This is a genomic window from Microvirga sp. RSM25 (assembly GCF_044784385.1).
Classification (GTDB): Bacteria; Pseudomonadota; Alphaproteobacteria; order Rhizobiales; family Beijerinckiaceae; genus Microvirga; species Microvirga tunisiensis.
Genome location: NZ_CP173039.1, coordinates 741755 through 766864 on the forward strand (window position 1 = coordinate 741755; position 25110 = coordinate 766864).

27 protein-coding genes are annotated in these 25110 nt (G+C 62.0%); 15 read left to right on the forward strand and 12 right to left on the reverse strand.

Annotation, left to right across the window (positions count from 1 at the left end; genetic code table 11):
- Positions 1 to 204: 204 nt before the first annotated feature.
- Positions 205 to 1842: an amidohydrolase gene (locus ACD578_RS03430; RefSeq protein ID WP_404290883.1), complete on the forward strand. Its 1638-nt coding sequence runs from the start codon at positions 205 to 207 to the stop codon at positions 1840 to 1842.
- 85 nt (positions 1843 to 1927) lie between these two features.
- Here the strand turns inward: ACD578_RS03430 and ACD578_RS03435 are convergent, their stop codons facing one another.
- From ACD578_RS03435 to ACD578_RS03460, 6 genes are all read right to left on the reverse strand, one after another.
- Entirely contained in the window at positions 1928 to 2644 is a 717-nt protein-coding gene (locus tag ACD578_RS03435; protein ID WP_152710371.1) for an amino acid ABC transporter ATP-binding protein, read from the reverse strand.
- A 74-nt stretch (positions 2645 to 2718) separates the two neighbouring features.
- Positions 2719 to 4170 (reverse strand): amidohydrolase family protein, encoded by a 1452-nt coding sequence (locus ACD578_RS03440; RefSeq protein WP_404290885.1) that lies wholly within the window; start codon positions 4168 to 4170, stop codon positions 2719 to 2721.
- A gap of 51 nt (positions 4171 to 4221) precedes the next feature.
- Positions 4222 to 4893: an aspartate/glutamate racemase family protein gene (locus ACD578_RS03445; protein ID WP_404290887.1), complete on the reverse strand. Its 672-nt coding sequence runs from the start codon at positions 4891 to 4893 to the stop codon at positions 4222 to 4224.
- A 7-nt stretch (positions 4894 to 4900) separates the two neighbouring features.
- Complete coding sequence (locus ACD578_RS03450) at positions 4901 to 6271, reverse strand: amidohydrolase family protein (RefSeq protein ID WP_404290889.1); 1371 nt, start codon at positions 6269 to 6271, stop codon at positions 4901 to 4903.
- Between the two features lie 150 nt (positions 6272 to 6421).
- Complete coding sequence (hydA, locus tag ACD578_RS03455; protein WP_404290891.1) at positions 6422 to 7885, reverse strand: dihydropyrimidinase; 1464 nt, start codon at positions 7883 to 7885, stop codon at positions 6422 to 6424.
- A 405-nt stretch (positions 7886 to 8290) separates the two neighbouring features.
- On the reverse strand, positions 8291 to 8992 hold the full coding sequence (locus tag ACD578_RS03460; RefSeq protein WP_404290893.1) for an FRG domain-containing protein: 702 nt from the start codon (positions 8990 to 8992) through the stop codon (positions 8291 to 8293).
- A gap of 162 nt (positions 8993 to 9154) precedes the next feature.
- Between ACD578_RS03460 and dusA the strand changes: the two genes are divergently transcribed.
- From dusA to ACD578_RS03490, 6 genes are all read left to right on the forward strand, one after another.
- Positions 9155 to 10171: a tRNA dihydrouridine(20/20a) synthase DusA gene (gene dusA, locus ACD578_RS03465; protein ID WP_404290895.1), complete on the forward strand. Its 1017-nt coding sequence runs from the start codon at positions 9155 to 9157 to the stop codon at positions 10169 to 10171.
- 1083 nt (positions 10172 to 11254) lie between these two features.
- Positions 11255 to 11506 carry a hypothetical protein gene (locus ACD578_RS03470; protein WP_404290897.1) on the forward strand — a complete coding sequence of 84 codons (252 nt, stop codon included), beginning with the start codon at positions 11255 to 11257 and terminating at the stop codon, positions 11504 to 11506.
- Positions 11507 to 11770: 264 nt separating this feature from the next.
- Positions 11771 to 12004, forward strand: coding sequence for a hypothetical protein (locus ACD578_RS03475; protein ID WP_404290899.1), 234 nt, complete (start codon positions 11771 to 11773; stop codon positions 12002 to 12004).
- A 49-nt stretch (positions 12005 to 12053) separates the two neighbouring features.
- Entirely contained in the window at positions 12054 to 12851 is a 798-nt protein-coding gene (locus ACD578_RS03480; RefSeq protein WP_404290901.1) for an ADYC domain-containing protein, read from the forward strand.
- Positions 12852 to 13261: 410 nt separating this feature from the next.
- Positions 13262 to 13537, forward strand: coding sequence for a hypothetical protein (locus tag ACD578_RS03485; RefSeq protein ID WP_404290903.1), 276 nt, complete (start codon positions 13262 to 13264; stop codon positions 13535 to 13537).
- 129 nt (positions 13538 to 13666) lie between these two features.
- Positions 13667 to 13810: a hypothetical protein gene (locus ACD578_RS03490; protein WP_404290905.1), complete on the forward strand. Its 144-nt coding sequence runs from the start codon at positions 13667 to 13669 to the stop codon at positions 13808 to 13810.
- On the opposite strand, the gene ACD578_RS03495 is transcribed toward ACD578_RS03490, so the two are convergent.
- From ACD578_RS03495 to cobS, 3 genes are read right to left on the reverse strand one after another with little or no spacing between them, the layout of a single operon-like run.
- Positions 13794 to 14495, reverse strand: a complete 702-nt coding sequence (locus tag ACD578_RS03495) for a TIGR02281 family clan AA aspartic protease (RefSeq protein WP_404290907.1) — start codon at positions 14493 to 14495, stop codon at positions 13794 to 13796. The two genes, ACD578_RS03490 and ACD578_RS03495, sit on opposite strands and share 17 nt — an antisense overlap.
- On the reverse strand, positions 14495 to 14710 hold the full coding sequence (locus ACD578_RS03500) for a DUF1289 domain-containing protein (protein ID WP_152716863.1): 216 nt from the start codon (positions 14708 to 14710) through the stop codon (positions 14495 to 14497). Before ACD578_RS03500 ends, ACD578_RS03495 begins: the two co-directional genes overlap by 1 nt.
- A gap of 15 nt (positions 14711 to 14725) precedes the next feature.
- Positions 14726 to 15562 (reverse strand): adenosylcobinamide-GDP ribazoletransferase, encoded by an 837-nt coding sequence (gene cobS / locus ACD578_RS03505; RefSeq protein WP_404290909.1) that lies wholly within the window; start codon positions 15560 to 15562, stop codon positions 14726 to 14728.
- A gap of 77 nt (positions 15563 to 15639) precedes the next feature.
- Between cobS and cobT the strand changes: the two genes are divergently transcribed.
- The 3 genes from cobT to ACD578_RS03520 are packed head-to-tail and all read left to right on the forward strand — an operon-like array spanning position 15640 to position 17175.
- Positions 15640 to 16665, forward strand: a complete 1026-nt coding sequence (cobT, locus tag ACD578_RS03510) for a nicotinate-nucleotide--dimethylbenzimidazole phosphoribosyltransferase (RefSeq protein WP_404290911.1) — start codon at positions 15640 to 15642, stop codon at positions 16663 to 16665.
- Positions 16662 to 16820 (forward strand): hypothetical protein, encoded by a 159-nt coding sequence (locus tag ACD578_RS03515; RefSeq protein WP_404290913.1) that lies wholly within the window; start codon positions 16662 to 16664, stop codon positions 16818 to 16820. Before cobT ends, ACD578_RS03515 begins: the two co-directional genes overlap by 4 nt.
- Positions 16795 to 17175 carry a thermonuclease family protein gene (locus ACD578_RS03520; RefSeq protein ID WP_404290915.1) on the forward strand — a complete coding sequence of 127 codons (381 nt, stop codon included), beginning with the start codon at positions 16795 to 16797 and terminating at the stop codon, positions 17173 to 17175. Before ACD578_RS03515 ends, ACD578_RS03520 begins: the two co-directional genes overlap by 26 nt.
- Positions 17176 to 17211: 36 nt before the next feature.
- Here the strand turns inward: ACD578_RS03520 and ACD578_RS03525 are convergent, their stop codons facing one another.
- Positions 17212 to 17634 (reverse strand): VOC family protein, encoded by a 423-nt coding sequence (locus ACD578_RS03525; protein ID WP_404290917.1) that lies wholly within the window; start codon positions 17632 to 17634, stop codon positions 17212 to 17214.
- A gap of 220 nt (positions 17635 to 17854) precedes the next feature.
- Here ACD578_RS03525 and ACD578_RS03530 point away from each other — a divergent pair, with 220 nt between their 5' ends.
- The 5 genes from ACD578_RS03530 (at position 17855) to ACD578_RS03550 (ending at position 23155) form a co-directional block, all read left to right on the forward strand.
- Positions 17855 to 18490, forward strand: coding sequence for a uracil-DNA glycosylase family protein (locus ACD578_RS03530; RefSeq protein ID WP_404290918.1), 636 nt, complete (start codon positions 17855 to 17857; stop codon positions 18488 to 18490).
- A 121-nt stretch (positions 18491 to 18611) separates the two neighbouring features.
- On the forward strand, positions 18612 to 18815 hold the full coding sequence (locus ACD578_RS03535) for a hypothetical protein (protein WP_404290920.1): 204 nt from the start codon (positions 18612 to 18614) through the stop codon (positions 18813 to 18815).
- A 910-nt stretch (positions 18816 to 19725) separates the two neighbouring features.
- The gene (locus tag ACD578_RS03540) at positions 19726 to 20517 is read left to right on the forward strand and encodes an enoyl-CoA hydratase-related protein (protein WP_404290922.1); all 792 of its coding nucleotides are present in this window, start codon (positions 19726 to 19728) and stop codon (positions 20515 to 20517) included.
- 12 nt (positions 20518 to 20529) lie between these two features.
- Positions 20530 to 20736, forward strand: coding sequence for a hypothetical protein (locus ACD578_RS03545; RefSeq protein WP_152717277.1), 207 nt, complete (start codon positions 20530 to 20532; stop codon positions 20734 to 20736).
- Between the two features lie 106 nt (positions 20737 to 20842).
- Positions 20843 to 23155: a caspase family protein gene (locus ACD578_RS03550; protein WP_404290924.1), complete on the forward strand. Its 2313-nt coding sequence runs from the start codon at positions 20843 to 20845 to the stop codon at positions 23153 to 23155.
- Positions 23156 to 23221: 66 nt separating this feature from the next.
- Here the strand turns inward: ACD578_RS03550 and ACD578_RS03555 are convergent, their stop codons facing one another.
- The gene (locus tag ACD578_RS03555) at positions 23222 to 24088 is read right to left on the reverse strand and encodes an NAD(P)-dependent oxidoreductase (RefSeq protein WP_404290926.1); all 867 of its coding nucleotides are present in this window, start codon (positions 24086 to 24088) and stop codon (positions 23222 to 23224) included.
- 220 nt (positions 24089 to 24308) lie between these two features.
- Positions 24309 to 25097 (reverse strand): transporter substrate-binding domain-containing protein, encoded by a 789-nt coding sequence (locus ACD578_RS03560; RefSeq protein ID WP_404290928.1) that lies wholly within the window; start codon positions 25095 to 25097, stop codon positions 24309 to 24311.
- Positions 25098 to 25110: the final 13 nt, after the last annotated feature.

The window sequence follows — 25110 nt, forward strand, 5'->3', positions numbered from 1 at the left end:
ATTGTATCATTGTACTCCCTCTTTCCATGCGCCTTATTTGGTCGCTGACACTTGAAGCTAGACCCGAAAGAGCCAGCGTATCAAGGGCAGATTTTCCCACCGTAAAACATCTCTGAACTTGCTGACTGACTAAAAGGTATGCAAACTCGACTTGTTCTCAGCGACAGCCTCTGCTGTCACTGTTCTTCGTTGCGCGAGTAGTTCATGCCCTTTTTGCCCAAAGCCGACATCGTCCTCACAAACGGCCGGGTCTTCCGCGGCCTTTCAGAGCAAGTGACTGAAGCGGTGGCCCTCTGGGCCGGGCACGTCTTGGCAGTGGGATCGGCAGCCGATATGGAGCCCCTCATCGGCCCGTCGACGCGCGTGATCGATCTCGCGGGTCGCCTCGCAACGCCGGGGCTGTGCGACTCGCACATGCATCTTCTGCCCTACGGGATCATCATGGGACATGTGGATGTGCGCCCTGCCTCCGCACCCACTCTTACGGCCTTACTTGAAAGGGTTAGGCAGCGCGCCTCGGCCACGCCGCCCGGTCAGTGGATCCAAGGGCGTGGCTATGATCAGTTCGAACTTGATGTCAGGCGTCATCCCCTCCGTGAGGAACTTGATGCAGTCGCGCCCGATCATCCCGTTGCGATCGTGAGAGCCTGCGGCCATGTGACGATCTGCAACTCAAAGGCGCTCGAACTGGCAGGAATCGACGAGACGACCCCCGTCCCGCAGGGCGGCGCCATCGAGCAGCGGGACGGGCGGCTGACTGGCCTGCTGGCCGAAACCGGCCGTGACCGCCTGAAGGCGGTTTTGCCGGAACCGACGGATCAGGAACTCGTTCAGGCCATCGACGATGCCGGTAGAGCATGCCTGTCCTACGGCATCACCAGCGTGATGGATGCCGGCGTCGGCATGAGGGCAGGCTATCGTGAGGTTGCGGCTTACCGCACAGCCCAGCGCCTCGGCCGCCTGCCCGTGAGGACGACCCAGTGCCTGCTAGGAGGGCCGGGCGGCATCGTGGAACAGGCCTATGCCGATGGAGTAGTGACGGGCGTAGGCGATTCCATGCTGCGCGTCGGGCCAGTGAAGATCTTTACCGACGGCAGCGCCGGCGGCCGGACTGCCGCCATGACCGAGCCGTATGTCGGAGAGCCCAAAACCACCGGCCTGATGCTCCTGCACGACAACGAGATGAATGACCTCGTGCATGATTATCATGCAAAGGGCTATCAGTTGGCCGTTCATGCCATCGGCGATGCGGCCATCGAGCAGACTTTGAATGCCTTCGAGCGAGCCCTCGAAGTGATCCCGGATCCCGATCGCCGCCACAGGATCGAGCATGCGGGCTATGCAAGAGCCGACCAGAACACCCGCATGAAACGCCTCGGCGTTCAGCCGGTGCCCCAGCCCGTGTTCATCTATGACTTCGGCGATCTGTACATTTCCGTTGTGGGCGAAGAGCGGGCAAAGCCTTCCTATCCACTCAGAACCTGGATTGATCTTGGCTTCAAGCCTGCAGCCGGCAGTGACGCCCCTGTCTGCGGCATCAATCCATTCCCAAATTTTTTCTCTATGATCACCCGTAAGACGTCCCATGGCACCGTCATGGATGAGCGGGAAGTGGTATCCATCGAGCAGGCTATCACCGCCTTTACAGAGTTCGGCGCTTACGTGAACAAGGCCGAGCATGAATGGGGCCGCCTCGTTCCCGGCCTCGCGGCGGATGTTGCGGTGTTCTCGCGCGATCTCCTGACAGCCTCCCCGGAGGACGTGCTCCATGACACTCGCTGTGATCTCACGATCCGTGGGGGCGAGATTGTCTTCGACCGACATGGAGAGACGGCTCACTGATACGAGTTGTCTCGAGAAGAGGTGCCGTACCAACAGAAAAAGGCCCCGGGGGTGTCCGGGGCCTTTTGCGTTTCGGGGATCCGTCTCAGTGCAGGATCTGGGACAGGAAGAGCCGGGTGCGCTCGTGCTGCGGGTTCTTGAAGAACTCGTCCGGGGTGTTCATCTCCACGATCTGCCCGTAATCCATGAAGATCACCCGATCGGCGACCTGGCGGGCAAAGCCCATCTCATGGGTGACGCACAGCATGGTCATGCCCTCGTCGGCCAGCCCCACCATGGTGTCGAGCACCTCCTTGACCATCTCGGGATCGAGCGCCGAGGTCGGCTCGTCGAACAGCATGATCTTGGGGCTCATGCACAGCGAGCGGGCGATCGCCACGCGCTGCTGCTGGCCGCCGGAGAGCTGGCCCGGATACTTGTTCGCCTGCTCGGGGATCTTGACCCGCTTCAGGTAGTGCATGGCGATCTCTTCCGCCTCCTTCTTGGGCATCTTCTTGACCCAGATCGGAGCCAGCGTGCAGTTCTCGAGAATCGTCAGGTGCGGGAACAGGTTGAAGTGCTGGAACACCATGCCGACCTCGCGGCGCACCTCGTCGATGCGCTTGAGATCGTTGAGAAGCTCGGTGCCATCGACGATGATGCGGCCCTTCTGGTGCTCTTCCAGGCGGTTGATGCAGCGGATCATCGTGGACTTGCCCGAGCCCGAGGGACCGCAGATGACGATGCGCTCGCCGCGGCGCACGTTGAGGTTGATGTCCCGCAGCACGTGGAACTCGCCGTACCACTTGTGCACGTCGATCATCTGAACGGCGGCCTCCGCCTTGGGATCGACGTCAATGGAGCGAATGGTCGACAGGGTCATGTGCCGTCCCTCGATCAATTGCGCACAGGGAAGACGCGGGGGCTCAACTGCTCGAGACTGCGGCCTGCCCAGTCGCGCTGGGGCGCTGCCGCAATCGCTTCGGCTTGTCCCCGGCGCAGCATCTCGAGATCCTCACCGATGTCGAAGTCCAGCACCTCGCCGTCGCGGACGACCTGACGGCCGTCGACATAGACGTCCTTGATCGCCCTGTCATTGGCCGAGTAGACGAGGCTGCGAATGGGCTCGTAGTCGGGCTGCATGTAGGGATTGCTCATGTCGACGACCGAGAAGTCCGCTTTGCACCCCGGAGCAAGGCGCCCCAGGTCCGGCCGGCGGATCATGTCCGCCCCGATGGCCGTAGCGGCCATGAACGCATCTCTCGTGGTCGCTGCCGTGAAGCTTCCCGCGATGATCCGGCCCGCGTAACAGGCCATGCGGAGTTCATCGAGCATGTTGTGGGGGAAGCTGTCCGTGCCGATTCCGCAGCGGATGCCCGCGTTCATGTAACGGCTCAGGGTGTTCAGGGCAATGCCACGCCGGGCGAAGACGACGGGGCAATGCGCGACCTGAGCCCCGCTGTCCCGCAGGCGCTCAAAATCGCTGGCGTGGGGCCAATGCAGCCAGGGATGGTCGTTCAGGAAGATGCAATGGCCGATGATCGTGTCCGGCCCCAGGGCTCCTATTTTGTCGAGCCATTCGATGGGCGTGCAGCCGTAGCGGCGCATGATCTCCTGAAATTCAACGATGCTCTGCGCGGCGTGGATCTGGATCGGCTGATTTCGCTCGCGTGCGGCGTCGAGGGCATCGCGGATCTGCCCCTCCGTGCAGGTGTCGATCTGGGCCGGTGCGAAGAATCCGGTGATGCGTCCGCTCGAATGCTTCGAGGCGGCGTCCGCAATCTCGATCGCCTCGCGCAGCAACCGGTCGCCGGTTGCAGGATCGAGGTCGTAATCCACCGAGTGGCCATTGGTGGTTTTCCAGGGGCCGGACCGGAACATCCCCCAGAGAACGGCGCGGATGCCGGTTTCCGCATATTCGTCAGCCCAGGTTTCTCGCGGCCTGCCGAGATCGCAGATGGTCGTGACGCCGCTCTTCAGGAGCTCCGACGCCGCGACACGAAGCGCCGGGCGCGTGTATTCCGGGCCGATCTGAAAGACCGGCATGAACTCGTATAACGAGCTCTGGCCGAGGCGCGGGCTTCCGAGCTCTTCCAGCATGCCTTTCCAGCCGGGCTCGTGGCCGGGATGACTGTGGATGTCCACGAAGCCGGGGATGATCATCATCCGGCGGGCGTCGACCTCCGCATCGACCGGGCCGGAATAGCCTTCCCCGACATGGATGATGTCCGCGCCTCGAATCACGAAGTCCGCGTTGCGGAGGTAGACGTGGGATCGGGCAGCCTCGTCCCAGGCCACGATCCAATCGCAGTTCCGGAAGAGGGTCGTCTTGGCGACAACGCTAGTCATTTAAGGCTCCATGAGGGCATAGAAGGGTTAGGCAGAAAAGTGAGAGCGCCGTCAGGGCGCGAGAGCCTGCGAGAGGCGGACATGACCGACCGCCATGGCGACGGCGGCCTGCGTCGGCTCGATGACCGGGACCCCGACGGCCTCCTCCAGGGCAGCGCGATAACGAGCCATGCCGGCACAGCCCATCACGAGGACGTCAGCGCCATGAGCAGCCTTCAACGTACGGCCGACATCGACCATGCGGCCCAACGTATGCGCCTCGTCGGAGAGCTCGGCAACGGTAAGCCCGATCGGAAGGTCGGCGGCGAAGCGATCCATGACACCCATCGCGCCGAAATAGCGGAGATGCCTTGGAACAGAGGTTGGCAGGATGGCAATGACGCCGAAGCGCTGCCCGAGAGTGAGCGCCGTCAGCACGCCGCATTCGGCAATCCCGAACACGCGACGGCGGCTCTGTTCGCGCAGAGCATGGAGGCCGGGATCCGAGAAGCACGCGACGACGAAGGCGCTTGCGCTGTCCTCCAGCTCGGACGCCTTGTAAAGCAAGGGCATGATAACGCCGTCCACATCCCGTTGAGACTGGATGCCGGGTGGGCCTTCGGCCAGGGACAGGCACACGATGTCCGGTCCATCGGCGCTCCTCAAGGGAGCCACGGCCCTGTCGATTTCTGCCGTGACATACTGTGAGGAATTCGGATTGATGACATAAACCGAAGATCCCATAATTGCTTCATCCTCGGGCAGCGAGCGGCAGGGAATAGGGAGCCAAAGTAGCGAGGGGACGGCCTTGCGGATCTTCCCGCTCCGCCCGTCGAGAGGCGCGCCTCTGCGCGTCCTGCAGCTCTCGAACCGCGCCATCGTAGTCCAGATTGGCGACGCGATGGTCCTTGACCACAACCTGGCCGTCTACATAGACGTCACGAATGGCGCGCTCCGCAGCGCAATGGATCAGATTGCGCAGCGGATCGTGGATCGGCTGCATGGCCGGGTGGCTCAGATCCACAAGAGCCAAATCCGCCTTGGCGCCGGGCGCCAACCGCCCGATGTCGCTGCGGCCAAGGGCCATTGCTCCTCCGGTGGTCGCCGCAGAAAACAAGCCGCTCGTATTCAGGTCGAACACGCTGCGTCCGGCAACGCGCGAGCAGATCATGGCCTCGCGCATTTCTTCCAGCATGTTGAAGGGATAACTGTCGGTGCCGATACCGACATTGACCCCTGCGCGGAGATAGGCGCCGAGGCTTTCGAGCGTCATGCCGCTGCGTGCGAAGGTAACGGGACAATGGGCTACGGAGGTGCCGCTTCGGGCAAGGCGGGCGAGGTCCTCGCGGCTACGCTGCCGGGCCCAGGAATGATGATCGAGAAAGATGCAATGCCCTAGGATCAGGTCCGGTCCAAGGACGCCCAGGCGCTCCAGCATGGCCGGAGCCGTCTCTCCGGTCCGCCGAAGCAACTCCTCGTGCTCGGCCATGGTCTGCGCCGCATGGATGGTGATCCGCATCCCGCGGTTGCGTGCTTCAGCGACCGCATCCTGGATCAGCCCCTCGGAGCACGTTTCGATCTGCGATGGTGCTATCACCCCGTCGATACGGCCACTGGGATGAGCACGCGCCTGGTCCACGAAGGCCAGAGCTTCGGCGAAGCGCTCGCGCCCCTGCGCCTCGTTCCACTCGAAGTCAAGGCGGTGGCTGCCGGCCATGCGCCATTGCGCTTCGCGGAAGCCGGGGGCGAGATAGGCTCGCATTCCGCTTTCCGCCGCCAGGGAGAGCCATTTGGAATGAGGCGACGCGATGTCGAGATGGGTGGTCACGCCGCTGCGCATCAGATCGCTCAGCATCACCGTCTGGCATGCGGCCTTCGCATCCGCATCGGAGTCGACGAGGGCCGAATATTCATAGAGGGCGTTGCCCCAAAGAACCGCGGTTCCAACATCCTCGAACAGGCCCTTGGCAATGGGCTCGTCCCCGGAGTGGCAGTGGATGTTTACGAGGCCGGGCATCACCATGATGGATGCGCCGGCGATCTCCTCGTCTACGTGACCGTCGTAGGTTGGCCCCACATACAGCACCCCGGCCTTGGAGAAGGCGACATCGGCATCTTGCATGTACACGTGTTGAGATGCGCCTCCGTCCCAGGCGACGACCCAAGCTGCCTTTCGAACGACCGTTACTGGTTCAGTCATGATATCTGGAGCCGATGCTGATGTGTTGAATATTGACTGGCCGGCGGACCAGTGGGATCTCGAGGGTGTGGATCACAGGAGCTGAGCGCCGAAGTTGCTCGCCGGATCGAACTCGGGACTGAGGACGCCGGTTGGTCTCATCGAGGCAGCCCGTCCGCGCACCTGCAATTGTCCCGATCCGGGAGCGGCCTGGAGCTCTCCGTCGGCGACGATCACATCACCCCGACGCAGGACGATCTCGGGCCAGCCCCGCAATGTGCGGCCGGCGAAAGGATTGTAGCCGACATTGTCGTGCAATCCGTCATCGGTGAATGTTACCTCGCGATCCGGGTTCCAGATCGCGATATCGGCGTCGGCACCGACCGCGATAGCGCCCTTGCGCGGATGGAGACCGTAGATCTTCGCCGGAGCCGTCGCCGTTATCTCGACGAACTTCTCCAGGCTCGATCTTCCTTGGCTCACCATGGCATCGAACAGAAGCGGCAGGCGTGTCTCGAGCCCTGGGAGACCGTTGGCGATTTGCTTGAAATCCGGGTTGGGGCCCGCTGAAAGCTTGCCGCTTTCGTCAAACCTGTATGGCGCATGGTCGGAGGAGACGACCTGAAGATCGCCGAGTTCAAGCGCCTGCCACAATGCGTTCTGATCGGCTGTTGAACGCGGAGGAGGGCTGCACATCCACTTGGCACCTTCGAGGCCGGGGCGATCCAGGTCCTGCGCAGTCAAGAACAGGTACTGCGGGCACGTTTCGGCGAAGACCTTGATGCCTTCACCACGTGCGCGCCGGATAACGGCAGCGCCCTCGGCGGTGGAGACATGGAACAGCATGATGGGCTGATCCAGGAGCCGGGAGAAGCGAATGAGGCGCTCGAACGCCTCGATCTCGCACACGCGGGGATGACTCACACCGTGGAACTTCGGCTCGACATAGCCACGCGACACGAGCCGGTCGGCCATCCACTTGATCATCCCATGATTTTCGGCATGGGCACAGACCAGGGCGCCGTGCTCCCGGGCCACCATCATCACGTCCAGGACCTGCTCGTCGAGAAGGCGCACGCGATCATAGGTCATGAAGATCTTGATCGAGCGATGGCCGCTCTCGATCAACTGGGGCAGGTCGTGTTCCAGCGTTTGCGGCGTCGGATCGGAAATCCAAAGATGAAAGGCGTAATCCGTCACCGCGCCGCTCGCAGCAAGGTCCGAGTAGTTCCGGACGACATCGAGCAAACTGTCTCCTCGATGCTGGGCTGCGAAGGAGATGACGGTCGTCGTGCCACCGAAAGCGGCAGAGCGGGTGGCCGTCTCGAACGTGTCGGCATTCATCAGACCGCCACCGGAGAGTTGCTCGATGTGACAATGAGCATCGACCCCACCCGGGAGAACGAGCTTACCCGTGGCATCAATCGTGCGCCGCCCCGGCTGTAGGTCCCAACCGAGCGCGGCGATCTGGCCACGATAAATGGCCACATCCATCGTCGAGACGCCCTCGGTGGTCGCAATGCTTCCACCCTTGATGACCAGATCGTACGCGACCAATGACTCCCCCGACGCTTGGGATGGCGATATGGTTCAGCCTGTATGCTGCCGACAGCTTATGCGGATGAAGCGAACCGCAGCAAGGAGAACTTAAGGGTAGGATCGGGACTGTCGTCTATATTCAAATGCTGCACGCATCTTTGTCTGCTGGCCGCGATTTCAGCGACAGCTCCATAGACACTGAGCTCATCTTTTTGATTCTGCGCTGCACAATAATATTGGGCGAGTTGGTGCGAGCGACATTCTCTACCGATCTCAGCAAGAGGAGCACGAGTGGGGCGGCGTGTTCGGGCGGTGGCAGGCAAATGCTTGCTACGGGAGCATTCGTGGAGATGGCCATATCTGCAGGCTAACGAAAGAAGCTGCCGACGAGATCACGCGGCTTCGCCTGCCGCTCGCCCAGTGTCAGGAGCCGCCGCCAAACTTTAGGTACGAAACAGTTCTCGCTATCCCATCTAGCCCAGGGAATAAGACCTTTGCAGTCATCCCATATCGGTGAAGTATTATCCTGAGATTGTGCTTCAGCTCTGCTGGGATTACGGCCCTGTAGATAAAAGGGGACGAGAATATCTCGGTCGGATCAGCATGTGCCGTGAATACACTCTCCTGAGCAACGATGCGTGGTGAGATCCGATGGGAAATGAACTGCCAGTTTTGTGAGATCGAAAGCGGATCTTGTGGCGGATCTTCGGCATCTGCCAAATCGGGCATCATGTTAGCTCCAAACCCGTAGATGACGCCATTTGCAGGCTGGTCATCACGGACAGCAAAGTACAGAGCAACCATGGGATTGTGTGTCCAATCCAGCAGCCTTGTAGGTAGCCCGTGATGCTGAGCGAGCGCCAACATCTCCCATCTATTCGGCTCCGGCCCGGATACGAAGGCCATCGCCTCTTTCTCAAAAATGTCGAACGACCACCGCTCTTGGTCGAGCAAATTCTGCTTTGTTTTCTTGTCGCCCACAAACTTCGCGAGCTGCCGGCCGACGCTTGGCATCAGCAAGTAGTCGATGTTGGCATGTCCTCGGAAGAGGGAGCCATGATCCAAGAAGTGGTCGAACACCCATTTGTGGAAGTCCTCATAGCTCTTGATCACGTGATCGACCATGGTCGCCTTGCCCCTTGGTTTTATGCCACCATCTCTGTACGGAATAATCCAAAATCAGCCATTCCGCATTTTGCTCCAATGAAATCATTGAGGTTTTCTGGGGAGAAAGCGTAACGTGCGCGAATGTACGAGAATGTTGCCTGGATCGACTGAGACAGTTAAGTGATTGCAGATATTGCTAAAATTTCCATTGCGCCCATGATGGACTGGACCGACCGGCACTGCCGGGCGTTCCATCGCGTCCTGTCGCGCCGGGCGCGGCTTTATACGGAGATGGTCACGACGGGGGCGGTCATTCATGGACCGCGGGAACGGCTGCTGGGCTTCAGCGAACCTGAACATCCCGTGGCGGTACAGCTCGGCGGGTCGGATCCGGCGGATCTGGCGGAAGCCGCGAGGATTTGTGCCGATTTCGGCTATGACGAAATCAACCTGAATGTCGGCTGTCCCTCCGACCGGGTGCAGAACGGCCGCTTCGGCGCCTGCCTCATGCAGGAGCCCGTGCTCGTGGGCGAATGTGTGGCGGCCATGAAGGCGGCCGTGTCCCTGCCGGTAACGGTGAAGTGCCGGATCGGCGTCGACGACCAGGACACGGAGGAGGCCTTGAACCGCCTGTCCGATTGCGTCGTGGCGGCCGGTTGCGACGAGTTGACGGTCCATGCCCGCAAGGCCTGGCTGCAGGGCCTGTCGCCGAAGGAAAACCGGGACATCCCGCCGCTCGACTATCCGCGCGTCTATCGCCTCAAGGCAGCACGGCCCGATCTGCCGATCGCCATCAACGGCGGCATCAAGACCTGGGCCGAGATCCACGAGCACCTGAAGCATGTGGATGGCGTCATGCTGGGCCGCGTGGCCTACCATGAGCCGGAGATCCTGCTCGGCGTCGACCGCGAACTCCATGGCGAGGAGTCGCCGGTGGCCGACAGCTTCGAGGCGGTGGAGGCCTATGAGCCCTATGTGGCGGAGCAGCTAGCGAAGGGCGAACGGCTTCACAACATCACCCGGCATATGCTGGGACTCTTTACCGGACGCCCCGGAGCGCGGGCCTACCGCCGCCACCTGGCGACAGAGGCGGTGAAGCCGGGAGCCAATCTCAACACACTTCGCGATGCGGTGGCGCATGTCTCCGGAGCGGTGGAACGCTTGGCCCCGGCGGATGCATCGGCGGACGCAGCCTGACTGGTCGGACAAGCCGTGCCTGCCATTCGGAGATGCGAAACTCCTAACGTCACCAACACGGCTGGGCGCGCTTGCGCCGATTTATCGAGGAAACCAATCTCACGCTGGCAGGACTTTGGTGCTCGCAACAGCCTGATTCCCTAGAGGTATAGATAATAAGTGCCTGATAATAATGGGGTATTAGCGATAACTCTCAATAATAGTAATAAGATTACATTAGTGATTCTGAGGTTTGCCCCACTTATCTAGGGTTGGGATTGTTGCATGACTCAACATCCAGTTTACGTTTAGCCCCCTTCAGTATTCAGCTGAAGTTGTATTTCTTAACTCAAGATTGCAAAATGATATTCCATTCGTTTTTGCGCTTTACAAAAACGTTATCACATTTATTCTCCTTTACGAGAGCTTGAACAGCCCTGGGGATGGTCTCTAGGGAAGCTCTCGTAAAGAAATGACAAAGGGGAATATTATGCTGGTGCACATTTATCCTACTTCTGTCTATCCTGCCGTTCGTTATCCTGAACAGCTGCCTGCTCGCTACCCGGAGCAACTCCCCCGTTGAGTTGATCTGAAAACGATCATCCTGCGGGATGATCAAGCTCCGGTCATCGAATGGTGACTATACGGAGCGAGGAGCCTCTTAAGGTCTCAAAGAGGCTCCTCCTTCTCATAAGATCATCTTCCATCACTGCAGTTCTACAGGCCGATACGCTCGCGTCAGTTGTGACAGACGGTTTGAGCATGGAAAACCATTTCATATCAGCTGCCCTGACCTAGTGCCTGGGCTTTTCGTAACCGTTTAGACTTCCTACTGGCGGCCAGTGCATCACGGCCGCCTCGCTGCAATATATATTCAAATTCAATGAAGCTTTACTGGTTCAGACGTAAGTCAAAATAAGGCAGACTTAAGCTTATCGTGTTATTATGTCGACAGTTATTGACAATATGCAATCTTTATTTGAAGTATGTATTAAATATAAGGAAAATAAATCTTTGATATTGGACCAATTTACGTAGTTTTACTTCGCGTTTCTATACGGAATGGCGTTTTAAGGTCGCGAAACAACAGCTAAGGGAAAGAACATGTTTATCCGCTCTTATATTTCGGTTCTTACGGTCGCGTTTGGACTTTCGATTGCAACAGATGCAAGCGCACTCGAGGTGGCAAACGGCCTCAGCGTCAACGGATTGAGCGTGAATGGCCTCAGCGTGAACGGTCTCAGCGTCAACGGCTTGAGCGTAAACGGTCTCAGCGTGAACGGCACAGAAAAGTCTGCCGGTCTGAGGCTCAAGGCGATCGTCTTGCAGGACGAACAGGTCCTGCTCATTGAATAATGCTGATATGAAGCGAGAAGCCTCTTCAAGCGGTGGAGAGGCTTATTCTTCCTCTCGGATCTTCTAAGGTCGTGGATCCAGACTGCTAACATCCACGACTATGATTGTTGCAAAGCCCTTTTCTGAAGGAGCGATGTGCCGTTCCGCACTTCTTGATACAAAATAACAATATGAGGCCTTTACTGAAACAATATTCACCCTACCATTTGGGCGGTGGCAATGGCCTAGCTTGGCCGTGGTCACCAAACATCATGGGAGGCCATCATGAAGATCCGCTCTCTATCAGCCATCCTTGCCTTAGGGCTTGGGCTCGCAGCAACCGCAGAGGCTCAGGCCTGGTTCGCGGAGATCGATGACGAAAGGCCGCCGCCGAACGGCGCAAATGGCCAGAGTGCAAATGGTCTGACAATCAATGGGTTCGCACCACAGGGCGCCACCGGCACGGTGCAGATCAAAGCCGTCATCCTGAAGGACGGCTCTCGCGTCCGTCTCAAGTAAGCTCATCGACAAGGAGCGGCTCCTCGGTCGCCCGGGGAGCCGTCAACTCATGCACAAATCGTTTCTCATCGCTCTCGGTCTGATCCTTGCCCTCGCCTTCGAGAGAGCTCAGCCGGTGCTGGCCCTCGAGGGGCAGATCAGGCTTGAGGAGACCGAGCTCGTTCTCAGGCTGGAGGACGGACGCGTTCTGCGCCGGGATGGTCTCATCGGGCTGAAGTTGATCCTTGGGAACGGTCAGCAGGACGTGGAGGTGCGGATCGACGGTTTCGAGGAGGACAGGACCATTCTTCGCGCGCCCATGCCGCTCTACCGCTTGTCGGTGCGCCAGGCTGACGGGAGTGTGGGCGATCTCTGCCACCCCGATCCGAGCGGGCGCCACGCGGCCTTCGCATTTCCGGACGGGAAGGGCGGTTTCAATCTCACCTGCACCAGCGGCGCCGAGGGCAAATGCGTCCTGTTCGGATATCGTCCCTGGGAAACCAGGGAGGGCGTGCCGATGCGCGACCTCCTCCAGGCCTGCATCCATCTGCTTCGTGCCGATTACGGGGGCGACGACCGCCCGAGCACGAGGAACGGAACCCTGATCAACCTCTATGACCGCTTCGGGATTCAGGATCCAGGGGCCGCTGCCGGAATGGAATTCGAGGCGGCCTGGGGACCGGAAGGAGCCGTCTGCGTCGCTCATCCGCGCATCCCCGACGCCATCACCCTCGAACAATTGGCCGAGCGTTACCCACGCCTGGAGGGCCATCTGGGACCGGAAGCCTGCAGCGAGGACGCCATGCGGGCGAATTCGCACGCCCTCATCTTCAACCAGTCGGCCGTGGTGGCTCCCCTTCGCAAGTGAAGGTCAATCCGATCGGCTGACAACGTCCCGCGCATTTAAGATCATTCTGTCTCAACACATCTGGTCAGGTGCGAGGCGCTCCAGAAAGGTCCAGGTGAGGAGATCGGCGTGGTGCTCCGCGATGGCATGATCTACGCGCGCAACGAAAACAAAAGGGAGCACTCGACCCGCATAACTCTAAGTTAAAAATAAATACTGTCAGCAACTTCGATTGTTTTCAGCCTGATACTTTTGCTATCTATAATTGTTTCTACAACTAAGAATATATGCTCCATGTGAGAATTCACACAGAGTCTTGCCGATTTTGGCACAAGTCTTTGCCTCCGAGCTTTACTGTAACAATATACACCTTATCCTCCCTGCAGCGGACAAGCTCCGGCGCCCTCTTACTCACGTTGGAGGAAAAGTACATGTCTCTTCGTTCATGCGCTGCCATCCTGGCCATCGCCGTTGGACTCTCAACGGTATCTGTCGCGCAGGCGGCTCAGGTCGCGAACGGCCTTACCATCAATGGCCTCAGCGCCAATGGTCTAACTGCTAACGGTCTGACTGCTAATGGTCTGACGGCGAACGGCCTCACCATCAACGGCAGGAATGTCCAAGGGCGCTTTCGTGATGCCTCCTCCGGCACGATCGGGTTGAAGGCCGTGATCCTGCAGGACGGCTCGACGATCGACCTTCAGTAACAAGCGATTTAGCCCTCCGCGCAAGCGGGGGCTCTACGGCCACACGTTCTTTCAGCTGCGACTGGAGTTTGTCTTTCATTCGTTTCAATTCCCATGCTGCCAGCTTTTGTCCGGCGGGCACATGCTGAAATGGACAACGCAGAATACGAAATCAGGGTCGATAACGGCCGTATCCTGCGGCGCGAAGCGCTGATCGACGTCGGACTGATCCTGACCCGTCTCGATCGCGGGGCCGAGGCTCCGCCTCCGCACGAGTTCAAGGGCTCGTCTTAGCTCTCAAGATCAGCCTGTTGCCGCGCACTTCATAAGAGCCAAGGCGCTCGAGAAACGACATGCCGAGAAGATTGGCGTGGAGCACGCCCGAGCGGGCGATCAGCGCGCGGACGTTGCGCTCGGTGATCGAGCCGACGGTCAGGCGGCTGATGACGACAGGGGCGGCGAGGGCGCCGCCGTTGGCGGTGGCGACCGGGATGGAATAGTCGAGGCTGTCCAACTTGAAGCCGAGAGCGGCTGCGTCCTCCGCCCGCAGAACGACGGTACTGGCGCCGGTATCGAAGATGAAGCGGGTCTCGTGGCCGTTCACCTCGCCCTTCACCAGGAAGCTTCCGTCCGTCCGGCGCGCGGCCACCACCTCGCCCTCCGGCATGACGACGGTGCGACCGACCGCGATGTCACCGATGGCGCGGTCGATCACGGTCTGCAGTTCGCCCCGGGACGCATAGGTCGCCAGCAGGGCGATGAGTATGCCGCCGCTGACCGCAACAACCTGCACGCCATAGGTCCAATGACGCGAAAAGCCCTCGACGATGGAAGCTGCCATGAGGAGGGAAAGCCCGCCAAGACTCAGCAGGCCCGCAGCCTCCATCGGCGCGAACTCGCCGATGGGATCCTCGGCGAACAGCCCCACAACGAGAGCCGCGAGGAGAACGAGAAAACCCGCGCCGCGAATTCCTGGCATCAATCCGCCTTGTCCGGTTCGGGCGCGAAGGGCGACTCGAGGGCGAAGGCCTCACGCATGCGCCTCGGCAGCTCCGCCATGATTTTCTGGCGTTCCTCCTCGCTCATCCGGTACCAGCCGGCGATCTCAGCCCGCGTGCGGCCGCAGCCTTCGCAGAGGCCTGTTTCGGGATCGAGCATGCAGACACGGATGCAAGGGCTGGAAACGCGGGTCATCTCATCTTCATGTCGTCACGGTTGAATGACGGTCAAGAGGCCGATCAGCGCAGCAATCTCCGCCACCTGCTGGGCCGCGCCTGCGATATCTCCGGTCTGCCCTCCAAGGTGCCGCGATGCGAAGCCGGTGAGCGCAACGCCCGAGAGCCCTGAGAGCACCAGCGTCAGGGCGACGCCGATCGGCGGCAGGCCGGCGAGGGCACCCAGGACGACGGCGATTCCGCCCGCAATCCCCGCCGCGAGCCAGAACGTCTCGCGCGCCGGCTGCCCGACCGCCTGGGACATGCCATCCCGACGGGCCGGGGAGAGAAAGACGAGGGGCATCAGCCCTGCCGTGCGCGACAGGGAGGCAACAAGGAGTACCACCGCCGTGACGGCTCCGCCATCGATGCGGGAGGCGAGGGTGGCGAGGGCGCCGATTCTGAGCGCCAGGGTCAGAAAGAGGGCCGAAGCACCGAAGGAGCCGATCCGGCTGTCCCGCATGATTTCCAGACGCTTCTCGCGGGTCGAGCCGCCGAAGCTGTCGGCAACATCGGCAAGTCCGTCCTCGTGGAGGGCGCCGGTCGCCAGCACCATGGCGCCCACCGACAGAATGGCGGCGAGCCAGGGGCCGAGATCGAGAAGGAGAGCGCATCCCAGCACCGCCGCAGGCACGAGTCCGATGAGGAGGCCCGCAAATGGGATCACACGCACGAGGCGCGGGAAGCTCGGGAGCGCATGGGCATTCTGCTCCCAGGGCAGGGCTGGCACTGGAAGGCGGGAATAGAAGCGCACGCAATGGGCTAGGTCGACCGTGACGGCCTGCCAGCCACTGACGGTCGCCGCCTCACCCTGTTCAAATTGCTCCGACATGCTTCACCCCGCGTGCATGGATCGTTATAGGTCACGCCTCTTCGCGTTCTGCAATGCCCCATGGGCCGGAGCCCTCCATGTCTGATGCCGTGTCCTCACCTTTCGACGATATCCGCCGTCTGATCACGACCATGCCCGGTCCGGACGAGGCCGCCGTCGAGGCCGTGCGGCTGCGCGACCGGCAGCTCACCAAGCCGGTCGGGAGCCTGGGCCGCCTGGAGCGGATCGCCGAGTGGCTCGCGGCGTGGCAGGCGAAGCCGAATCCGAGCGTGGATCGTCCGTTGGTCTGCGTCTTCGCGGCGAGCCACGGCGTGACCGCCAAGGGCGTCTCGGCCTTTCCCTCGGACGTGAACCGTCAGATGCTCGAGAACTTTGCCGCGGGCGGGGCCGCCATCAATCAGATCTGTGCGGCCTATGGGCTGGGCTTCAAGGTCTTCGACCTCGCCATCGACATGCCGACCGGGGACATCACCGAGGCCGATGCCATGGATGAAAAGTCCTGCGTCGCCACCATGGCCTTCGGCATGGAGGCGATTGCCGGCGGCACCGATCTTCTCGCCATCGGCGAGATGGGGATCGGCAATACGACGATTGCCGCCGCCATCTACACGGCGCTCTATGGCGGGCCGGCCGAGCATTGGGTCGGGCGCGGCACGGGGGTCGATGACGAGGGCTTCAAGCGCAAGGTCGCGGCGGTCGAGGCGGCCATCGCTCATCACGGCGACCATCTGAAGGACCCTCTCGAAGTGCTGCGCCGCCTAGGTGGACGCGAGATCGCCGCCATGGCGGGCGCGATCCTGGCCGCTCGGCTGCAGCGGATCCCGGTGGTGCTCGACGGTTATGTGGCGACCTCCGCCGCCGCCATCCTCCACGCCATTCATCCCTCGACCATCGACCACTGCATCGCCGGTCATCTGAGTGCCGAAGGTGCGCATCAGGATGTGCTTGGCCGGCTCGGCAAGATCCCGCTTCTGGCGCTCGGCATGCGGCTCGGCGAAGGATCGGGCGCGGCGCTGGCCGCCGGTCTCGTGAAGGCGGCGGCGGCGGTTCACCGGGACATGGCCACCTTCGGGCAGGCGGGAGTTTCCGAGCGCCTGTCGTGAGACGGCTGGGGCGCCGCTCGCGGTCGAGCGGCATCACCTCCCTGGCGATCGCGCTGGCGCTCGCCGCCGGGGCCGGGTTCGTGCTGAAACCCAGCGGACGCTCCCTGGAAGGTCGGGCCCAGGTCACCGATGGGGACACGATCTCGCATCGGTGAGGCCCGCATCCGTCTCAAAGGCATCGATGCGCCCGAGATGGAGCAGCGATGCTCCCGCACCGGCCGTTCCTATGCATGTGGCGAGACTTCGCGCCGGACCCTGATCGATCTCGTCTCCGGCGAGACCGTGCGCTGCCGCGCCACCGGCCGCGACCGTTACCAGCGCATTCTCGCCAGCTGCACCGTGAACGGGCGAGACATCGGAGCCCACATGGTGGAGGAGGGCTGGGCCGTCTCCTACGGGCGCGACTACGACCATGAGGAAACCCGTGCCCGCAACCGCTCGGCCGGCCTCTGGGCGGGCGAGTTCACGCGCCCACAGGATTGGCGCAGGCGGCGTGCCCAAGGAAGCTGACCTCGGCTGAAGGCTTCCCGCTCAATCTGCAGGCGATCAATCTGCAGGGAGGAAGGCCGGATTCCAGACGATCTCCCAGACATGTCCGTCAGGATCCTGAAAATAACCGGCATAGCCTCCGTAGAACGTGTCCTGCGCCTCCTTGACAATGGTAGCGCCGGCTCGTCGCGCCTGCTCCATCACGTCATCGACCTCGCTCTTTTGGGAGACGTTGTGGCCGATCGTGAAACCGGTGGGGCAGCGAGCCGTCTTCGGAAGGCTGGCGTCATGGGCAAGATCGTCCTGCGCCCAGACCGCCAGCTTCAGTTGCGATTGCAGGTCGAAGAAGGCGACGGCGCCATGCTCGAACTCCTTGCCGATGATGCCTTCGGTCGCGAGCCCCAATCCGTCGCGATAGAAGGCGACGGCCCGCTCCAGATTGTCCACGCCAAGCGTCAGCACCGAAATTCGCGGTTTCATGTGACCTCCGTTCAACGCCCGGATCCCCAGTGAGAACCGTAATCGGATTGTATCATCGTCTGCCGGATGATGAGCCTCCCTCTCGCCGAAGGAGGCGACAGACTGTCGTCCCCTCAGGTGGCCTGCAATCGGATGGATGGCGCATGGCCAAGTCGTGCTGAGACGTTTCGCCCGAAGCTCTCGATCTCAATAAATGCCATCCCGACACCATCTGATAGGGATGAATCCCTCTCCGAATTTCGACGAACTCGCCACGCAGTTGAGAGCCTGCCGGATCTGCCGCGATGCGCCGCGCTATGGAACGGCCCTGCCGCATGAGCCGCGTCCGATCATCCAGGGCAGCCCGACCGCGCGTTTGTGCATCGCCAGCCAAGCGCCGGGAACCCGGGCCCATGCCAGCGGCATTCCGTTCGATGACCGTTCGGGAACTCGGCTGCGCGATTGGTTCGGGATCGACAAGGCCACCTTCTATGATTCGTCAAAGGTCGCCATCGTGCCCATGGGCTCCTGCTTTCCGGGACAGGATGCCAAGGGCGGTGACTTGGGCCCGCGCCGAGAATGCGCCGAGGCCTGGCGCCAGCCGCTCTTCGAGGCGCTTCCCGATCTCGACCTCGTCCTGCTGATCGGGCAATACGCCCAGTCATGGCATTTGGGCGACGCGTACAAGGATGGCCTTACCCAGACCGTCCGGCGCTGGCGGGACCTTCTCGGAAACCAGCAGAAACCGCGCATCCTGCCGCTACCTCACCCATCCTGGCGCAACAACGGCTGGCTCAAGAAAAATCCCTGGTTCGAAGCCGAATTGTTGCCCGTGCTGCAAGCTGAAATTCACACTCTGCTCCGGCAGGATAAATAACCGCAAAATAAAAGCAAAATGTAGGTTAGATTTGTCTGTAATCATTATTATATAAAAGCGCAGAAATATTTTGGAACGATAAATCTTATGGGCCGTTATCAAGATACAGTTTGGGTAATTCATGCCACAAATTCAAGACGATCATATTTTTGCAGGGCGCAACATGCGGGAGGTCCAAGCCAAATGGGATCGCCTGTCCATGTCGGACCTCGCGCAGATCAAGACGAAAGCGGATCTGATCGCCCGCGTGCAGGAACAGTACGGACTGGATCGCGAAGTGGCAGCTCAGGACGTCGAGATCTGGAATTCGGACCGGCACTTCTGATCGATCCGGCTCGCGGCCCGCCACAGGGGCGAACGCCCGTCGTGCACCGGGTCCTGCGCGGACATCATGAAGGAGTGAACCCCATGAAAGCTCACCATTTCGCTGTCGGAGATCATGTTCTTTATACGGAGCAGCGTTTTCCTCACCTCGTTTGCAGGCAGCCTTACACGGTTGTCGGCTGCCTGGATTCCAGACGTTCCGAGCCGCAGTATCAGATACGATCCGCCACACGACCGTGTGATTGCGTGGCCGGCGAGGACGAACTCAGCCGGGACGCTTCGCCGTTGAGCACCTTTCGGGAAGTAAGTGCGTCAAACTTTCTTGGTGCAAGCGGCATGAACGAACGTGCCAATCTGAACCTTGTTCCTTGGCCAAGCCTGCCGCGCAGGGCCCAGCACAAGAACGAGCAGGCTCATCCGTTCAGACACTAGCAGCCATGATCAAGCGAGAATCCCTTCTGACAGAGAACGGGCGGACATCGCTTATTCCCGTCCCGCTCGCCGCGAGGCCTTGCGGCAGACCTCATCCGAATCTCGAAAGGAATTCCTTGTGTCCGAGTATCTCTATGCCCGTGGTCAACATGTGACATTCACGGCCAAACGCTTTTTTGGCCCGTGGTCAGGAGCGTTCGTCGTCACGAAGCTGCTACCCTCCGGAGGCGAGGAGCCCCGGTATGAAATCAAAGGGATAGGGGAAACTTTCAGTCGAGCAGCTTTGGAGAGTCAGCTGAGTGCCCGCCTGGAGCTTTCTCAATCAGCCGGTCCCTGACGCAACGTCCCAGAGAGAAGCGCCTCATCGATTTAAGGGGCCAGCAGCGCAAGCATCCGTCCTTAGTCTGAACGGAGCTTTTCCAGGTTCTCCGCTTCCAGATCCGTACTATGTTCAAGCTCGACGACAAGGAGCTTGAGGCATGAGCCCGACGACCCTGCGCTGCACCGTCGATGGACCGGTCGCGACGATCACGCTCGCGCGGCCCGAGAGGATGAACGCGTTCAACGCCGCCATGCACGCGGACCTGCGTGATGCGTTGGACCAGTGCGAACGGGACGATGCGGTGCGCGTGGTCGTGCTGACCGGGGAGGGGCGGGCCTTCTCCTCGGGTCAGGACCTGACGGTGGACCTGAAGCGCGACGAGCAGGGCCGCATCGATCTCGGACCCGCGCTCACCCGCGACTACAACCCACTGGTACTGCGGCTCTCCGACTACGCGAAGCTGTCCATCGCCGCCCTGAACGGTCCGGCGGTCGGGGCCTCCATGAACATCGCGCTCGCCTGCGATATCGTCGTGGCGGCGCGCTCGGCCTATCTGCAGGAGGCCTTTGCCAGGATCGGCCTGATCCCGGATGCCGGCGGCACCTGGATCCTGCCGCGCCTCGTCGGCCCCAAGCAGGCGCTCGCCCTCATGCTGAGCGCCGAGGCAATTTCCGCAGAGGATGCCCAGCGCATGGGCCTCGTCTACAAGGTTTTCGACGACGCGTCCTTCGCGGTCGATGTGGCGGCTTTCGCGGCAAGCCTCGCGGCGGGTCCGGGGCTCGCCTATCGGCTCACCAAGCAGGCGGTGGCGCAGAGCCTGGCCAACGACCTGGAAACGCAGCTCGATCTCGAAGCCAGGCTCCAGGCCGAGGCCGGATCGAGCGACGATTTCATGGAGGGGGTCGCGGCCTTCCGCGAAAAGCGAGCTCCCCGGTTCGAGGGACGATAAGGAGATCGACCCATGCGTCCCACCTACTGGATCCTGGGCCTCGCCACCCTGAGCGTCGTGATCGGGCTCTTCATGTCGCGCGATCCCGAGCGCGCCGAGCGGCTCTCGCAGATGTACCGGGACGCGGCCCTGACGGGCGAGACACGTCAGATGGTTCTCATGGGCCTCGCCATCGCGATCGGCGGGTTCATCGTCTATCTGACGATGACCCGACGCTGACCTTTCAGCTTGGGCCTATTGTCCTGTTTTGTTCACAGCCTATTCAACTGCCTTGACCTTATCTGCTCGCGAAGACCCGCAAGGCGGGTGAAAGGGTGCGTCGACCGTGTCTCTTCTGAAACGTGCTATCGTTTTCATCAGCCTTGCCTTCGCGGCCATAGCCGGGCAGGCGTCTGTTGCGTCTGCTCAGGGTCGTCTTGCGCTTGTGGTCGGGCAGGGCGCCTATGAAGGCCGCCCGCTGCCGACCGCCGTCAACGATGCCGGCCTGATCGCCCAGACTCTCACCAGTGCCGGTTTCGAAGTCATCCAGGCGCGCGATCTCGGCGCCAATGATCTTCGCAGCCTCGTCCGCGATTTTCTCGACAAGGCTCAGGACCTGGAGCCCGGTTCAACGGTCATGGTCTATCTCGCCGGCCACGGGATCCAGCTTGAAGGCGACAACTACCTGCTGCCGGTCGATGCCCGCATCGAGCGCGACGTGGACGTGCCGATCGAGGGCTTCCGCCTCTCCGATCTCGTCCGCTCCCTCGAGCGCAGCCCCGCGCAGGTGCGGGTGATCGTCGCCGACATAGCGCGGGATTATCCGCTCGGCTCCACGGGCGAACCGATCGCCAAGGGACTTGCCCTCATGGAGCCGCCCGCCGGATTTCTGATGGCCTTCTCATCCGCCCCCAACATCGCCGCGACCGACGGCCAGGGACCCTACGGCGCCTATGCGACGGCCCTTGCGGAGATGATCCGCCAGCCGGGCATGCCGCTCGACGAGGTCTTTGCTCGCACGCGGCTTCGGACGCACGAATCGACGAACGGCCTGCAGATCCCCTGGCATTCGGCCAATCTCGGCAATGCGTCCTTCGCCTTCTTCGAGCAGGCGGAGGCGGCCGCGCCGCTGGTGCGCGAGGTGCGCCGGATCGAGGAGGTGCCGGCCGACGAGGCCTATGCCATCGTAGTCGAGCGCGACACGATCCAGGGTTATCAGGCCTTCCTGCGCCGCTACCCGGATCATCGCCTCGCTCGCCGGGTGACGGCGCTCCTCGCCGCCCGCCGCGAAGCCATCGTCTGGCGCCGCACACTTGGGAGCAACACGCGGGAAGCCTATTGGACCTATCTGCGCCGCTACCCGAATGGCCCGCATGCGCCGGACAGCCGGCGCCGGCTCGCGCGCCTGTCCGCACCCTACGCGCCGCCGGCGGCTTTCGAGGAGGTGGTCTACGAGGACCTTCCCCCGCCCTTGCCCGAGGTGGAGCGGGTCGAGGTGGTGGAGGTCGTGACGATCATCCGCGACGTGCCGCCGCCCCGGGTTCCGGCCTACCTCCTGCCGTCTTGGGACGAGGACGAGGACTTCGTCACGATCATCCGCGAGCCGCCGCCGCTACCGATCATGGCGGGCGTGCTGCCGATCCCGATGGCCATTCCGGTTCCCATGCGCGCCCGGCCGCCCCGTTCGTTCTACCAGCCCATCGCTCCGATCACGCCGCGTGGTCCGGTCGCCATTCCCGTTGCCGCCCCGCCGGTCTTCGGCGCTCTCATGGGCGACGAGCGTGGTCCCCGCCCGCGCCGTGGACTGCGTCCCGAGCCGCCGGTCGTTCCGCGGCAGCCTGGGCTCGCCGCGCCGGTTCAGCCGATTCCGGTCTCGGTCGTCCCGAGGTCGCCGCGCGAGGACAGGGGCGCTCGCCCCGGCGATCCGCCGCGAGGGCGTCCCGGCCGCATTCCCGCGCGCCCGATCCCGCTCGTGGATGTGCCTCAGGAGCGGCCTCGTCCGGGCCGGTCCGATATCGGCGAACCGGCGGTGCGTCCAGAAGCGCTGCGCGGTCTGCGCCCCACCGGGCGCGATCCTGATCCCCGTGCGATTCGTCCGGAGGCTCCCGTGCGGGATGCCGCCCGTCCGCGAGATCCGCGCCTCGACGGGAGCGAAATTCTCCCACGGCAGGTCCGGCCTGAGAGGCCGCAGATCGAGATGGAACGGCAGCGGCCCGGAAGGAGCGACTTCAATCGTCCGGATCCGCGCATCGGACCCGAGCGAGGCGCCCCCGTTGCCGGTCGTCCTGCTATCGTCTTGCCGCAACCTGAAGAGCGCCGTTCTCGCGGGGACGACGGGCTTCGTCCGCGAATCGAACGCGAGCGGCCTGTCGCGGTGGAGAGGCTCGATCGCGAGCGTCCTTCGCCTCGTATCGCACCGCGGATCGAGCGCCCGGAGGCGCCGGTCTTCCAGCCTAGGCCTCTTCCTCGCATCGAAGCACCTCGGGAGGAGCGCGCCTTCCGCGAGCCGCCGCGCCCATCGGTCCAGCCTCGTCCCGGTCGCGATTTCGAGAGGCCGCCGCAGATCCGTCCCGGTCCGGGGTCCTCTGTTGGACGCCAGGGTGGAGGCAATACGGAGCGTTGTCGGCCGGGACGTCCCTGTAACGAGGAAGTCCGCTGACACGAAAGCGCCGGAGCCTCTCGGTTCCGGCGCTTCGTTTTCGATCCTCGGATTGCGAGCGAGCGACTACTTGTCGAGCCGAGCGATCAGGCTCGACGTATCCCAACGCTTGCCGCCCATCTTCTGCACGTCGGCGTAGAACTGATCGACCAGGGCCGTGACCGGCAGGCTGGCGCCGTTCTTGCGGGCCTCGCCCAGCACGATGGACAGGTCCTTGCGCATCCAGTCGACGGCGAAGCCGAAATCGAACTTGCCCTGGTTCATGGTCTTGCCGCGGTTCTCCATCTGCCAGGAGCCGGCGGCCCCCTTGGAGATCACCTCGAGCACCGCCTCGACGTCGAGGCCAGCCTTCTTGCCGAAATGGATACCTTCGGCGAGGCCCTGCACGAGGCCGGCAATGCAGATCTGATTGATCATCTTGGTGAGCTGGCCGGAGCCGGCCGGGCCCAGGAGGCGGGAGGCGCGGGCAAAGCTCATGATCACGGGCTCGGCCTTGGCATAAACCTCCCCATCGCCGCCGCACATGACCGTGAGAACGCCGTTCTCTGCGCCGGCCTGGCCGCCCGAGACGGGAGCGTCGATGAAGGAAAAGCCCCTGTCGTTGGCGGCCGCATAGAGCTCGCGCGCCACTTCAGCCGAGGCGGTGGTGTGATCGACGAAGATGGTTCCTTTGCCCATGCCGTGGAAGGCGCCATCGGGACCGAGCGTCACCTGACGCAGATCGTCATCGTTGCCGACGCAGGCGAACACGATCTCCTGGCCCTCGGCTGCCTCGCGCGGCGTCTTGGCGGCTCGTCCGCCGTTCTCCGCCACCCACTGCTCGGCCTTCGCCGCCGTGCGGTTGTACACCGTCACCTCATGACCCTTCGCCTTGAGGTGACGCGCCATGGGATAGCCCATCACGCCAAGTCCGAGGAATGCAACCTTCGCCATCGTCTGCTCCCTGAATGTTCAGCCGGTTCTAGCGCATCGTGCGGAAAAGTGGACCCGGTTTTTCACGATCTCTGGTTCGGGAATGACACAGAGACCGATACCACCCTCTCACGTCATCACCGGCCTCGTGCCGGTGATCCCGATTGTGTCAAGCGCTGCGCTTTTCGGATCGAGGTGGCCGGCACAAGGCCGGCCAAGACGGCTGAGGGCAACAACGCCCTTACTTGATGTCGAAGGAAAAATATTTGGCGCGGATCCGATCATACGTGCCGTCGGCCTTCACCTGCGCGATGGCGCGGTTGAACTGCTCGCGCAGGCTTTCATCCTCCTTGCGCAGGCCGATGCCATAGGCCTCGCGCTTGTAGGCGGGCTCTGCCGGTGCGTCGCCGAGGATGTGGCAGCAGGCTCCCTCGCGGCTTTCCAGAAACTTGGAGAGAAGCAGTTCGTCGGCGAAGACGGCATCGATACGCCCGACGAGAAGATCGAGATTGGCCTCCTCAGCCTTGGCGAAGAGGACGATCTCGGAATCCTTGTAGTAGGTCTTGAGATAGCTTTCGTGATCGGTGCGCTCGATGGTGCCGATCTTTTTTCCGGACATCGCGGCAGGCGTGACCTCGCCGGGATCCGTCTCCTTGGAACCGATGAAGACCGCCGGGATGCGGTAGTACGGATCGGAGAAGGCGATCCGCTTCTGGCGTCGTTCCGTGATTTCCAGCGACGACATGACCGCGTCGTATTCGCGATTCGCGAGGCCCTTGATGATGCCGTCCCAGGCATGGGGTACCAGTTCGCATGCCGCCTTCATCGCGTCGCAGAGGCTCCTGAGAAGATCGACCTCGAAGCCCTGCAGCTCATTGTTGGCGTCGATGAAGTTGAAGGGCGGATAGGCACCTTCGATGGCGATGCGGATCGTGGGCTTCGGTGCGGAAGCAGGATCCTGCGCAAGGCTCGCATGGCTCCCGAACGCGATCAGCAGGCCCGCAAGGATCGCCAGCCTTTTGCCGAACATCGAAAGTCTCATA

Excerpts from the sequence above, each read along its gene's own strand:
- ACD578_RS03470 (WP_404290897.1), top strand. The coding sequence starts at position 11,255 with ATGTTTATCCGCTCTTATATTTCGGTTCTTACGGTCGCGTTTGGACTT.
- ACD578_RS03540 (WP_404290922.1), top strand. The coding sequence starts at position 19,726 with ATGAGCCCGACGACCCTGCGCTGCACCGTCGATGGACCGGTCGCGACG.
- ACD578_RS03500 (WP_152716863.1), bottom strand. The coding sequence starts at position 14,710 with ATGACCCGCGTTTCCAGCCCTTGCATCCGTGTCTGCATGCTCGATCCC.
- ACD578_RS03560 (WP_404290928.1), bottom strand. The coding sequence starts at position 25,097 with ATGTTCGGCAAAAGGCTGGCGATCCTTGCGGGCCTGCTGATCGCGTTC.
- ACD578_RS03485 (WP_404290903.1), top strand. The coding sequence starts at position 13,262 with ATGTCTCTTCGTTCATGCGCTGCCATCCTGGCCATCGCCGTTGGACTC.
- ACD578_RS03520 (WP_404290915.1), top strand. The coding sequence starts at position 16,795 with ATGGGGACACGATCTCGCATCGGTGAGGCCCGCATCCGTCTCAAAGGC.
- ACD578_RS03490 (WP_404290905.1), top strand. The coding sequence starts at position 13,667 with ATGGACAACGCAGAATACGAAATCAGGGTCGATAACGGCCGTATCCTG.
- ACD578_RS03555 (WP_404290926.1), bottom strand. The coding sequence starts at position 24,088 with ATGGCGAAGGTTGCATTCCTCGGACTTGGCGTGATGGGCTATCCCATG.
- ACD578_RS03530 (WP_404290918.1), top strand. The coding sequence starts at position 17,855 with ATGAATCCCTCTCCGAATTTCGACGAACTCGCCACGCAGTTGAGAGCC.
- ACD578_RS03445 (WP_404290887.1), bottom strand. The coding sequence starts at position 4,893 with ATGGGATCTTCGGTTTATGTCATCAATCCGAATTCCTCACAGTATGTC.
- ACD578_RS03525 (WP_404290917.1), bottom strand. The coding sequence starts at position 17,634 with ATGAAACCGCGAATTTCGGTGCTGACGCTTGGCGTGGACAATCTGGAG.
- ACD578_RS03545 (WP_152717277.1), top strand. The coding sequence starts at position 20,530 with ATGCGTCCCACCTACTGGATCCTGGGCCTCGCCACCCTGAGCGTCGTG.
- ACD578_RS03430 (WP_404290883.1), top strand. The coding sequence starts at position 205 with ATGCCCTTTTTGCCCAAAGCCGACATCGTCCTCACAAACGGCCGGGTC.
- ACD578_RS03450 (WP_404290889.1), bottom strand. The coding sequence starts at position 6,271 with ATGCAAGATGCCGATGTCGCCTTCTCCAAGGCCGGGGTGCTGTATGTG.
- ACD578_RS03475 (WP_404290899.1), top strand. The coding sequence starts at position 11,771 with ATGAAGATCCGCTCTCTATCAGCCATCCTTGCCTTAGGGCTTGGGCTC.
- ACD578_RS03495 (WP_404290907.1), bottom strand. The coding sequence starts at position 14,495 with ATGCCAGGAATTCGCGGCGCGGGTTTTCTCGTTCTCCTCGCGGCTCTC.
- cobS (WP_404290909.1), bottom strand. The coding sequence starts at position 15,562 with ATGTCGGAGCAATTTGAACAGGGTGAGGCGGCGACCGTCAGTGGCTGG.
- cobT (WP_404290911.1), top strand. The coding sequence starts at position 15,640 with ATGTCTGATGCCGTGTCCTCACCTTTCGACGATATCCGCCGTCTGATC.
- ACD578_RS03535 (WP_404290920.1), top strand. The coding sequence starts at position 18,612 with ATGCCACAAATTCAAGACGATCATATTTTTGCAGGGCGCAACATGCGG.
- ACD578_RS03480 (WP_404290901.1), top strand. The coding sequence starts at position 12,054 with ATGCACAAATCGTTTCTCATCGCTCTCGGTCTGATCCTTGCCCTCGCC.
- ACD578_RS03435 (WP_152710371.1), bottom strand. The coding sequence starts at position 2,644 with ATGATCGACGTGCACAAGTGGTACGGCGAGTTCCACGTGCTGCGGGAC.
- ACD578_RS03460 (WP_404290893.1), bottom strand. The coding sequence starts at position 8,992 with ATGGTCGATCACGTGATCAAGAGCTATGAGGACTTCCACAAATGGGTG.
- ACD578_RS03440 (WP_404290885.1), bottom strand. The coding sequence starts at position 4,170 with ATGACTAGCGTTGTCGCCAAGACGACCCTCTTCCGGAACTGCGATTGG.